General features: G+C 73.0%; 7 protein-coding genes. 3 read left to right on the top strand and 4 right to left on the bottom strand.

The genetic code is table 11. The annotated features are described in order from the left end of the window. The 3 genes from F8279_RS16735 to mfd all read right to left on the bottom strand — a co-directional run. The coding region (locus tag F8279_RS16735) for a nucleoside triphosphate pyrophosphohydrolase (RefSeq protein ID WP_151500439.1) at positions 1-983 on the bottom strand (983 nt) is incomplete at its 3' end. Continuing rightward, a complete protein-coding gene (locus F8279_RS16730) occupies positions 980-1,750 on the bottom strand; it encodes a SurA N-terminal domain-containing protein (protein ID WP_091415824.1) in 771 nt (256 codons plus the stop codon). The genes F8279_RS16730 and F8279_RS16735, both read right to left, overlap by 4 nt. A gap of 47 nt (positions 1,751-1,797) precedes the next feature. After that, positions 1,798-5,451: a transcription-repair coupling factor gene (gene mfd / locus F8279_RS16725; RefSeq protein ID WP_151500438.1), complete on the bottom strand. Its 3,654-nt coding sequence runs from the start codon at positions 5,449-5,451 to the stop codon at positions 1,798-1,800. 156 nt (positions 5,452-5,607) lie between these two features. Here mfd and F8279_RS16720 point away from each other — a divergent pair, with 156 nt between their 5' ends. Continuing rightward, positions 5,608-6,513, top strand: a complete 906-nt coding sequence (locus tag F8279_RS16720; RefSeq protein WP_151500437.1) for a cyclase family protein — start codon at positions 5,608-5,610, stop codon at positions 6,511-6,513. 165 nt (positions 6,514-6,678) lie between these two features. Here F8279_RS16720 and F8279_RS16715 read toward each other — a convergent pair whose 3' ends face one another. Further along, a complete protein-coding gene (locus tag F8279_RS16715) occupies positions 6,679-7,719 on the bottom strand; it encodes a S66 peptidase family protein (protein WP_151500436.1) in 1,041 nt (346 codons plus the stop codon). An 84-nt stretch (positions 7,720-7,803) separates the two neighbouring features. On the opposite strand from F8279_RS16715, the gene F8279_RS16710 reads away from it, so the two are divergent. Further along, positions 7,804-8,832 carry a hypothetical protein gene (locus F8279_RS16710; RefSeq protein ID WP_151500435.1) on the top strand — a complete coding sequence of 343 codons (1,029 nt, stop codon included), beginning with the start codon at positions 7,804-7,806 and terminating at the stop codon, positions 8,830-8,832. Positions 8,833-8,955: 123 nt separating this feature from the next. Next, positions 8,956-11,742: a phosphoenolpyruvate carboxylase gene (gene ppc / locus F8279_RS16705; protein WP_091415805.1), complete on the top strand. Its 2,787-nt coding sequence runs from the start codon at positions 8,956-8,958 to the stop codon at positions 11,740-11,742. The last annotated feature ends 18 nt before the right edge of the window (positions 11,743-11,760 follow it).

Below are 11,760 nucleotides of genomic sequence, written 5' to 3'. Positions count from 1 at the left end.
GGGTGGTTGGGGGTGGTGCGTTCGGCGGCTCGGATCGCTTCGGCGTACGCCAAGGTGGCCCGCCGCAGCGCGGCCTCGGGGTCGATGCCGGCCTGGCGGGCGGCGGCGACAGTGGCCAGCAGGCTCGCGCCGAGCCGGGCCTCCGGGTCGACCTGCGACTCGGCCAGCGGCGGCGGTACGGCGAGGCCGACCCGGCCGGCCCGGTCCAGGACCTTCGCGGCCAGCGAGAGCGCGGGCTGGCTCAGCGCGATGCCATCCAGCACCGATTCGCGGGTCTTCTCGGCCCGCTTGATCCGTTCCCAGTTCGCCTCGATCTCCTCGATCGAGCCGGCCGGCTCGCCGGAGAACACGTGCGGGTTGCGCCGCACCATCTTGTCGACCAGCGTGCCCGCGACGTCGTCGACGGTCCAGCTCTTGCCGTCCGGCAGGTTCTCCGCCAGCCGGGCGTGCAGCAGCACCTGGAGCAGCACGTCGCCCAGTTCCTCGCGGAGCGCGTCGGTGTCGTCGGCGCTGATCGCGTCGTACGCCTCGTAGCACTCCTCCAGCAGGAAACCGGCCAGGGTGCGGTGGGTCTGCGCCCGCTTCCACGGATCGCCTCCCGGGGAGGCCAGCCGGTCCATCACCTCTACCGCGTCGAGCAGCCGGGCGCCGGGTGGATCCCACGAGCCGTACATCAGCTCCAGCTCGGCCAGGCCGGGCTCGCGGGCCAGCCGCAGCCCCAGCTCACGGGCCAGCGTCTCGTCCCCGGCCGGGCCGGCCAGCCACACCGCGCCGCCGTGCGCGGCGGCGGCGTCGAGCAGCGCCTGGGTCGCGCCCTCGGTCACCACGCTCACCTCGGCGCCGGCCATCCGGACCGCCCGGGTCAGCTCGCTCTCCGCACCGGCGAGGACCGGCGCGGAGCGTACGGCGTCCCAGGCGGCCGAGGTCAGCAGGCCGGCGGGCAGCCGGGGTGAGGTGACGAGCAGGACGATCCGGGCGGTCATACGGCTCCGGGAGCCGGCGAGTCACCGGCCGGCGCCTCCGGCGTCGAGATGTCGGTGACCGGGCCGTCCTGGTCGACGTACGGCAGGGAGTAGAAGACGAACGACTGGCCGGTGTTGACCAGCGACGGCACGCCCGTCACGCCGAATCGGGGGTTGACGCGGACGTCCGACTTCTCGGACTGCTCCTGCAGCGCGCTGCTGAGCGCGGTGGCGGTGCGGACGAACCCGGCCTCGCCGAACGCCTGCCGGACCTGGTCGACGGTCAGGCCCGGCTGGATCGCCCCGGTCTTCTCGATGGCGTGGTAGACGGCCATCAGGGACTCGTCGCTGAGGTCGGCCGGGGGCAGGCTCTGCTGGAGCGTGCCGGAGAGGTCGACCCACTCGCCCCACAGCTTCGTGTACTCGGTGGTCGCCGGCATGCGGAGCGCCTGCTGGATCTGCTCCGGGGAGATCTGGTCGGTGACCTGGAGGCCCTTGTCGGCCGCCACGCGCTTGCCCAGGTCGATCGCGACCAGCAGGTTCAGCACGTCCTGCCGGGTCACCGGGGACCGCAGCTCCGCCGGCGACGGCGTCTGCGGCGCCTGGCTACGGACGGCGTCCGCGTACTGCCGCTGCGCGTCCTCGTAGATCGCGTCGACCCGGTCGACGGAATACCGGGTGTCGCCGACGTACGCGGCGACGTCCGGGGCGGAGCGGCCACAGGCGGCGAGAGAGAGCGCGGCAAGGGCCGCGACGCTGACGGCGACGAGGGAACGGCGAGCACGCATGAGGGTCACTCTCTCACGGCGAGTACGGACCTGTGACTCCGCCCACCTCATCGCGCACCCGCCGCCGACCGGGCGACACCGGCGAACTCCTCGGGCTTGCCGAGGACGTCGGCCAGGAGCTGACCGCACCACTCCAGCAGCGCCTGGTCGCGCAACGGCTCGCCGCCGATCCGCCGGGTGCTCGGCCGGGGCACGCTGACCTGGTCGAGCGCCTGCTTGTAGACCGAGTCCGGGTGGTAGCGCTTGAGCCGCATCTGCTTCGAGTCGGGCAGCGGCAGCGGGCCGAACCGGATGTGCTTGCCCTGCATCGACACGTCGGTCAGCCCGTAGCGGCGGGCCAGCAGCCGGAACCGCGCCACCGCGACCAGGTTCTGCACCGGCGCGGGCGGCTCGCCGTACCGGTCGGTCATCTCGGCGACCACCTCGCGCAGACGTTCGGAGTCGCGGGCCTCGGCGAGCTTGCGGTACATCTCCAGGCGCAGCCGCTCCACGGCCACGTAGTCGTGCGGCAGGTGCGCGTCGATCGGCAGGTCGACCTTGACCTCCGTCTCCTCCTCGGTGCTCTCCCCCTTGAAGGCGGAGACCGCCTCGCCGACCATGCGCACGTACAGGTCGAAGCCGACGCCCTCGATGTGGCCGGACTGCTCGCCGCCGAGCAGGTTGCCGGCGCCGCGGATCTCCAGGTCCTTCATGGCCACGTACATGCCCGCGCCGAGTTCGGTGTGCTGGGCGATGGTGGCCAGCCGCTCGTGCGCGTTCTCGGTGAGCGGCTTCTCCGGCGGGTAGAGGAAGTACGCGTACGCCCGCTCCCGGCCCCGGCCGACCCGGCCGCGGATCTGGTGCAGCTGGGCCAGGCCGAGCAGGTCGGCGCGCTCCACGATGAGCGTGTTGGCGTTCGGGATGTCGATGCCGGACTCGACGATCGTGGTGCAGACCAGGACGTCGAACTCCTTCTCCCAGAAGCCGACCATCACCTTCTCCAGCGCCTCCTCGCCCATCTGGCCGTGTGCCACCGCGACCCGGGCCTCCGGCACCAGTTCCCGCAGCTTGCGGGCTGTCTTCTCGATCGACTCGACCCGGTTGTGCAGGTAGAAGACCTGACCGTCGCGCAGCAGCTCACGGTGGATGGACGCGGCCACCTGGCGGTCGTCGTACGCGCCGACGAACGTGAGCACCGGGTGCCGCTCCTCCGGCGGGGTGGCGATGGTGGACATCTCCCGGATGCCGGTGATCGCCATCTCCAGTGTGCGCGGGATCGGGGTGGCCGACATGGCGAGCACGTCGACCGAGGCGCGCAGCGTCTTCAGGTGCTCCTTGTGCTCGACGCCGAACCGCTGCTCCTCGTCGATGATCACCAGGCCGAGGGATTTGAACCGGGTGGACGCCTGGAGCAGCCGGTGGGTGCCGATGACGATGTCGACGGTGCCGGCGGCGGCCATCTCCAGCGTCTGCTCGGTCTCCTTCGGCGTCTGGAACCGGGACAGCTGCCGGATCGACACCGGGAACTGGCTCATCCGCTCCGCGAACGTGTTGTAGTGCTGCTGCACCAGCAGCGTGGTCGGCACCAGCACGGCCACCTGCTTGCCGTCCTGCACCGCCTTGAACGCCGCCCGTACCGCGATCTCGGTCTTGCCGTAGCCGACGTCGCCGCAGATCAGCCGGTCCATCGGGACGGTCTGTTCCATGTCCCGCTTGACCTCCTCGATGGCGGCCAGCTGGTCGGGCGTCTCCTGCCAGGGGAACGCGTCCTCCAGCTCCCGCTGCCACGGGGTGTCGGGGCCGAAGTTGTGCCCCTTGGACGCCTTGCGGGCGGCGTAGAGCTGGATGAGCTGCGCGGCGATCTCGCGGACCGCCTTGCGCGCCCGGGCCTTGGACTTCTGCCAGTCCGAGCCGCCCATCTTGTGCAGCGTGGGCTGCTCGCCGCCGACGTAGCGGGAGAGCTGGTCGAGCTGGTCGGTCGGGACGAAGAGGCGGTCGCCGGGCTGGCCACGCTTGCTCGGCGCGTACTCGATGACCAGGTATTCGCGGCTGGCGCCGTTCACGGTGCGCTGCACCAGCTCGACGTACCGGCCGATGCCGTGCTGCTCGTGCACCACGAAGTCGCCGGCCTTGAGCTCCAGCGGGTCGATGGTGTTGCGCCGCCGGCTGGGCATCTTGCGCATGTCTCGGGTGGAGGTGCCCCGGCCGCCGGTGACGTCGTTGCCGGTGAGCAGCACGAACTTCGACGCCTCGTCGACGAACCCGGCGGTCAGGCAGCCGCACGACACGAGCAGCTCGCCGGGCGCGGGCGCGGTGGGCACCTCCTCGGTGAGCCGGGCGCCGAGACCGGCGTCGCGGAGCACCTCGACGGCCCGCTGGGCGGGACCGTGCCCCTCGAAGACGAGCGCGATCGACCAGCCCTCGCCGGCCCAGCGCACCAGGTCGTCGACCACCCGGGCGGTCTCGCCGTGGTAGAGCGGCGCCGGCTGGGCGGCCAGGCTCACCGCGATGGCGTCGTCGGGGGTGACGTCGACCTCGGTGGGCTCGTCCTCCCAGGGCTGCCGGGCCGGTGCCGCGTCCGCCTCGACCAGGCCGAACGGCGCGAGCGTCCACCAGGGCTGGCGCAGGGCGCGGGCCGTCGTGCGTACCTCGGCCAGGGTCTTGAAGGCGGCGGCGCCGAGGTCGACCGGGGCCTGGCCGCCGACGGCGGCCGCGGCCCAGCTGGCCTGGAGGAACTCCTCAGAGGTACGGACCAGGTCGTGCGCCCGGGTGCGGATGCGCTCGGGGTCGCAGAGGAGTACGTGGGTGCCGGCCGGCATGCAGTCGACGAGCAGTTCCAGCGCGTCGGCGCCGATCAGGGCGGGGGCCAGCGACTCCATCCCCTCGACCGGGATGCCCTCGGACAGCTTGTCCAGGATCTCGGCCAGCTCGGGGTGCTCGGCGGCGAGCGCGGCGGCCCGCTTCCGCACCGAAGGGGTCAGCAGCAGCTCCCGGCACGGCGGCGCCCAGAGCTGCGCGACACCCTCGATGGTGCGCTGGTCGGCGACCGCGAAGGTGCGGATCTCCTCCACCTCGTCGCCCCAGAACTCGACCCGGGACGGGTGCTCGTCGGTGGGCGGGAAGACGTCCAGGATGCCACCGCGTACGGCGAACTCGCCGCGCTTGGTGACCAGGTCGACCCGGGCGTACGCCATGTCGGTGAGCCGGCGGGCGACCTCCTCCAGGTCGGCCTCGTCACCGGCGGCGAGCTGCACCGGCTCCAGGTCGCCGAGGCCCTTGAGCTGCGGCTGGAGCAGCGACCGGACCGGCGCGACGACGACCCGCAGCGGCCCGGTGCGGCCGTGCGCGTCGGTGGCGTCCGGGTGGGCCAGCCGGCGCAGCACGGCGAGGCGTCGCCCGACCGTGTCGGAGCGGGGCGACAGACGCTCGTGCGGCAGCGTCTCCCAGGACGGGAAGACCGCGACCTGCTCCGGCGGCAGCAGGCTGCCCAGCGCGGAGGCCAGGTCGTCGGCCTCGCGGGTGGTGGCGGTGACCGCGAGCACCGGGCGGCCCGCACCGCCGGCCGGCTCGTCGGCGGCGACCGCGGCCACCGCGAACGGACGCAGCGCGGCGGGGGCGGTGAGGTCGAGCCCGTCGACCTGCGCGGCACCGGAGCGCGCCAGGTCACGCGCCCGGGCCAGCCCCGGGTCGGCCAGGGCGGCGGAGAAGAGTCCGGTGAGCATCAGTGATCACTTCCAGCGGATCGACACACGACGACGACCCCGCGTCCAGCCGGACGGGGGGTGCACCGTCCGAGCCTATCCCCCTCTCCCGACAGTCCGGGCCCGCCCAGCTTGCGGATCTTGACGCCTCGCGAGGAGGCGTGGTGCGGTGGGCGGATGGTCGAGTATCGGGCGGTCTTCGACGCCGAGGTGGTTTTCGCAAACGGGGGCGGTCTGCGCACCGACGGGTTCCGGCTGGACGTGCCGCACCCGGACGTCACCGACGACGAGGTGGCCGCGCTGCTGGTCCGGCACCTCGGGCTGCTCATGGTCGGCGAGGTACGGATCACCAACCGGAGCATCGTCGAGGAGCCGCACAAGGGCGGGCGCGGGGTGGCCGCCCCGGCCGGCGGTGGCGGGCGGCGTGTCGTCGAGCTGAGTCACGTGATCACCGAAGGCATGGTCACGCTGCCCGGCTGGCCCGGCCCGGCGATCAGCGACTGGCTGACCCGGGAGGAGTCCCGGGGGCGGTACGCGCCGGGTGTCGAGTTCCACGTCGCGCGGATCAACATGATCGCGAACACCGGCACGTACGTGGACACGCCGTCGCACCGCTTCGCCGACGGCCCGGACCTGACCGGGGTGCCGCTGGACCGCCTCGCCGACCTACCCGGCCTGGTGGTACGCGTGCCGGCCGGTACGCGGGCGGTGGACCGGCTGATGCTCGCCCCGTACGACGTGGCCGGATGCGCGGTGCTGCTGCACACCGGCTGGGACGCGCACTTCGGCACCGACGCGTACGCCGCTCCGGAGGCGCCCTACCTGACCGGTGACGGCGCGCAGTGGCTGGCCGAGGCGGGCGCGGCGCTCGTCGGCATCGACTCGATCAACATTGACGACATGACTCCGGCGGCGGCAGGTCAGCGGCCGGCGCACACCGGTCTGCTGGCCGCCGGAGTGCCGATCGTGGAGCACCTGACCGGCCTGGACGCGCTGCCGCCGACCGGCTTCCGGTTCACCGCCGCTCCGCCGCGGGTGGCCGGCATGGGCACGTTCCCGGTGCGCGCCTTCGCCGTCGTGTGATCCTCGCCGAGATGGAACGGCATGGGTGTCAAACGGGGACGTAGACACCCATGCCGTTCCACCGAGCCGGCGAGCGGCAGGCGGGCCGGGTAGCGCGGGAAGCTGCGGGGGCCAGGCGAAGGAACAGTCGCAGGGCCGGCAGGGTGAGGGCGTGTTCGTGCGGGCTCAGTAGCGTACGGCGATGCGGCGCTCGGCCGCGTCGACGCGGATCTCGCCGCCGTACGGGATGATGAGCTGCGGGTCGGTGTGGCCCAGGTCGACGTCGAACACCACGACCGGGTCGTCGGCGTACGGCCCGAGTGCCGACAGGATCGCCTCCCGCTGGTCGGCGGCCCAGGCCAGCCGCTCCGCGACCGAGTGCGGCCGGTCGAAGTCCCACGCCTTGGGGCGGCCGACCACGATCGCCGGGACGGCGGCGAGCAGACCCCGCTCGCCCATGTTCCGCACGATCCGGAAGACCTCCTGCGCGGGCGGCAGCTCGTTCGACGTCTCCAGCACCAGCACCGACCCGGCCAGGTCGGCGGCGGACGGAACCCGGTCGGTCGCCATCAGCCAGTGCACGATCTCCAGGCAGCCGCCCCACGTCCGGCCCTGCACCACCCGGGCCGGGCCGTGCCAGCGCCAGCCCTCGGACGGGTACATCGGCGGCTCCTCGGCCAGCGTGGCCGGGTCACGCCAGTCGCACGGCTCGTCCCCCCACTCGGGCGCGGCGGTCAGCTCGTACCAGCCGGAGGTGAACAGCGCGGCGCGCAGCGAGTCGAGCGTGAGCGGGTGCGGCTCGCCGGAGCGCCCGAGGTGCACCAGCACCGAGCCGCCGTGGTAGCCGACCACGCCCAGCCGGTACAGGTGGTTGAGCACGTTGGTGTTGTCCGAGTAGCCGAAGTACGGCTTCGGGTTGGCCCGCAGCACGTCGTCGTCCAGGTAGGGGGTGACGGTGATCAGGTCGTCCCCGCCGACTGTGGCCAGTACGGCGGTGATCGTCGGGTCGGCGAACGCGGCGGTCAGGTCACGTGCCCGGTCGCGCGGGTCGGCGCCCATGACCCGGGTGGTCGGATACTCCACCGCTTCCAGCCCCAGCTCGTCGCGGAGGCGGCGCAGGCCCAGCTCGTACACGTGGGGGAAGAGACCCGGCAGGCCGGCGGAGGGCGAGACGACCGCGACGCGGTCGCCCGGCTTCGGTTTGGCGGGATAGACAGGCACCGTCATGGTCCGACGCTATCGGACCGGACCAGCGGTTTTCGCCGGACGAAACCCCATGAGCCGGGTATATGACCGCAATAGGCTGAGGCCGTGGACGACGAGCCGGAGCTGCGTACCCGGGACTGGCTGCCCCGCACGGCGGCGCTGATCCTCGGCACCCTGGCGCTGGCCAGCGCGTTCATCGCCGCCTACGTCGGCGCGCTGCACAAGCCGGACCCGCGCGACGTGCCGATCGCCGTCGTCACGAGCGACCAGCAGGCGCAGGCCGTGATGTCCGCCGTCCGCGCCCGCACCGACGTGATCGAACCCGTCGGGTACGACAGCCGCGGCGCTGCCGAGGACGGCCTCAACGACCGGTCGGTGTACGCGGTGCTCAGCTCCGCCCCGGAGGGCGGCCTGACGCTCGCCACCGCCAGCGCGGGCGCGCCCGCCGCCACCGAACTCGTCACCGAGGTGTTCACCGAGGCGGCCCGGCAGGCCGGGGTGCCGCTTCAGGTCACCGACGACGTGCCGGTCTCCGCCGACGACCCGCGCGGCCTGGTCCCGTTCTACCTGGCCGTCGGCGTGGTGCTCGGCGGCTACCTGGCGTCCACGGCGCTCGGCATCTCGCTCGGCACCAGCCCGCGTGACCTGCGCCGGGCCGGGCTGCGGATCGCCACGCTCGCGGTGCACGCGATCCTGCTCGGCGTCATCGGGGCGATCCTGGTCGGGCCGGTCCTCGGCGTATTCGAAGACCGCGTGGTGACGGTCGCGGCGGTCGGCGCGCTCGCCGCGTTCGCGGCCGGGATGGTCGCGGCCGCCGTGCAGGGCTGGCTCGGGCTGCTCGGCACCGGCATCGTGATCCTGCTGCTCGTCGTGCTCGGCAACCCCGGATCCGGCGGCATCTACGCGCCCGAGTTCCTGCCGCCGTTCCTGCGCGGGATGCACCGCTGGAACGTGCCCGGTCTGGCCACCGACCTGTTCAAATCGGCGATCTACTTCGACTGGCGCGGCGGTGGGTGGGCGCTGACCGGGCTGCTGGTCTGGGTGGTCGCCGGTCTGGCCGGTCTGCTCACCGCGACCATGTTCCGCGCCCGCCGGCGACCCGCGCCGGGGCGGCACGCCGTCGAGCGGGGCTGACCGGCAAACCGTCCCAGAGTGCAGATCATCACGGTGTCCCCCTCCTGTCCCCCGGGCCCACGCGGATACCATCCAGAGGAGTCGGACAGCGCTGTCCTTCGTCCTCGCGTAAGGAGCGCAACCGTGACCGACCAGCACGACCACGACGGCCCCGACGCCGCTCTCCGGGCCGACATCCGCCGACTCGGCACGCTGCTCGGGCAGACCCTGGCCCGTCAGGAGGGCCGGCCGCTGCTCGACCTGGTCGAGGAGATCCGCGCCCAGGTCCGCTCCGACGCGCCGGCCGCCGCGCAGCGCCTCGCCGGGCTCGACGTCACCACCGGCACGAAGCTGGCCCGCGCCTTCTCCACCTACTTCCACCTGGCGAACATCACCGAGCAGGTGCACCGCGCCCGGGACCTGCGCCGCCGCCGCGCCACCCACGGCGGCTGGCTGGACCAGGCGGCCAAGATGATCGCCGAGCGGGGCGTACCGGCCGAGGAGATCGCCGCGGCGGCCCGCCGGCTGGCCGTACGCCCGGTCTTCACCGCCCATCCCACCGAGGCGGCCCGCCGGTCCATCCTGTCCAAGCTGCGCGCGGTCGCCGACGAGCTGGACACCGAGACCGCCAACGCGATCCTCTACGGCGCCAGCGACGAGGGTCCGGCCAACCGCCGCCTGGCCGAACTGCTCGATCTCATGTGGCAGACCGACGAGCTGCGACTGGACCGGCCGGACCCGACCGACGAGGCGCGCAACGCGATCTACTACCTGCGGGACCTGTACGCCGAGGCCGCGCCGCAGGTCCTCGACGATCTCGCCGACACGCTGCGCACGCTCGGCGTGGAGACGTCGCCGACGTCCCGCCCGCTGACGTTCGGCACCTGGATCGGCGGCGACCGCGACGGCAACCCGTTCGTCACGCCGGTGGTCACCCGCGAGGTGCTGCGCATCCAGCACGAGCACGGCATCGCCGCCACCGAGAAGGCGATGGACGAGCTGATCACCGAGGTCAGCGTCTCCCGGCGGCTGCGCGCGGTGTCGCTCGACCTGTCCGCCAGCCTGGCCAAGGACCTGGACGCGCTGCCCGAGGTGGCACCCCGGTTCCGCCGGGTCAACGCGGAGGAGCCGTACCGGCTCAAGGCGCGGTGCGTGAAGGCGAAACTCGCCAACACCCGCGAGCGGCTGCGCGCCGGCACCCCGCACGTGCCGGGGCGGGACTACCGGGGCTCGACCGAGCTGATCGCCGACCTGGAGCTGCTGCGCGCGTCGCTGGCCCGCAACTCCGGCCAGCTCACCGCCGTGGGACGGCTCGCCTCAGCCATCCGTACGGTGTCCGCGTTCGGCCTGCACCTGGCCACCATGGACATCCGGGAGCACGCCGAGAAGCACCACGAGGTGCTGGCCCAGCTCTACGAGGCGGTCGGTGAGGTCTCCGACTACCCCGCGTTGTCCCGGCTGGAGCGCACCAAGCTGCTCGCCGACGAGCTGACCGGCCGGCGTCCGCTCTCCACGCAGGACAGCCCGCTCACCGAGTCGGCCCGCAAGACGTTCGACGTGTTCGCGGCGATCCGGGAGGCGCAGGACCGGTTCGGCCCCGAGGTCATCGAGTCGTACATCATCTCGATGACGCTCGGCGTGGACGACGTCCTCGCCGCCGTGGTGCTGGCCCGCGAGGCCGGCCTGGTGGACGTGCACTCCGGGCGCGCCCGGATCGGCATCGTGCCGCTGCTGGAGACGCCGGCCGAGCTGAACACCGGTGGTGAGCTGCTGGACGAGCTGCTGTCGCTGCCCGCGTACCGGGCGCTCGTCGCGGCCCGGGGCGACGTGCAGGAGGTGATGCTCGGCTACTCCGACTCCAACAAGGAGGCGGGCATCACCACCAGCCAGTGGTCCATCCACCGGGCGCAGCGCGCGCTGCGGGACGTCGCCGCGCGGCACGGCGTACACCTGCGGTTGTTCCACGGACGGGGTGGCACCGTCGGCCGGGGTGGCGGCCCCACGCACGACGCGATCCTGGCGCAGCCGTACGGCACGCTCGACGGCGCGATCAAGGTGACCGAGCAGGGCGAGGTCATCTCCGACAAGTACACGCTGCCGGCGCTGGCCCGGGAGAACCTGGAGCTGACGGTGGCGGCGGTGCTCCAGGCCACACTGCTGCACACCGCTCCCCGGCAGCCGGCCGAGATGCTGGAGCGCTGGGACGCGGCGATGGACGCGGTGTCCGCCTCGGCGTTCCGGTCGTACCGGTCGCTGGTCGAGGACCCGGACCTGCCCGCGTACTTCTGGGCCTCCACCCCGACCGAGCTGCTCGGCGCGCTGAACATCGGCTCCCGGCCGGCGAAGCGCCCGAACACCGGCGCGGGCCTGTCCGGCCTGCGCGCCATCCCGTGGGTGTTCGGCTGGACGCAGACCCGGCAGATCGTGCCGGGCTGGTTCGGCGTGGGCTCCGGGCTGGCCGCCGCGCGGGCGGCCGGGCTGGCCGACGTGCTCGCCGAGATGAACCGGAACTGGCACTTCTTCCGCACGTTCCTGTCGAACGTCGAGATGATGCTGACCAAGACCGACCTGGGCATCGCCCGGCGCTACGTGGAGACGCTGGTGCCGAAGAAGCTGCACCCGATCTTCGACAAGATCGAGCAGGAGTACGAGCTGACCAAGCAGGAGGTGCTGGCGGTCACCGCCTCACCCGCGCTGCTGGACAACTCGCCGGTGCTCCAGCGCACGCTCGCCGTGCGGGACACCTACCTGGAGCCGCTGCACCACCTTCAGGTGGCGTTGCTGCGGCAGTACCGCGAATCCGGCGCCGCCGGACGCGCGGTGGTGACCGCGCCGGGCGGGCGGCGTGCCCCGAACGACGGTACGGCGCTGGAGCGGGCGCTGCTGACCACCGTCAACGGCATCGCCGCCGGCATGCGCAACACCGGCTGATCTTCCCGGGCGGGGCCC

This window comes from Micromonospora sp. AMSO1212t (assembly GCF_008868145.1).
Taxonomy (GTDB): Bacteria; Actinomycetota; Actinomycetes; order Mycobacteriales; family Micromonosporaceae; genus Micromonospora; species Micromonospora tulbaghiae.
The sequence above is the reverse complement of the archived record's forward strand: the minus strand, read 5'-3'. Positions and strand labels throughout refer to the sequence as shown.

Bases quoted from the DNA above. Each gene is read 5' to 3' on its own strand.
- F8279_RS16730 (WP_091415824.1), bottom strand. From the start codon at position 1,750: ATGCGTGCTCGCCGTTCCCTCGTCGCCGTCAGCGTCGCGGCCCTTGCC.
- mfd (WP_151500438.1), bottom strand. From the start codon at position 5,451: ATGCTCACCGGACTCTTCTCCGCCGCCCTGGCCGACCCGGGGCTGGCC.
- F8279_RS16720 (WP_151500437.1), top strand. From the start codon at position 5,608: ATGGTCGAGTATCGGGCGGTCTTCGACGCCGAGGTGGTTTTCGCAAAC.
- F8279_RS16715 (WP_151500436.1), bottom strand. From the start codon at position 7,719: ATGACGGTGCCTGTCTATCCCGCCAAACCGAAGCCGGGCGACCGCGTC.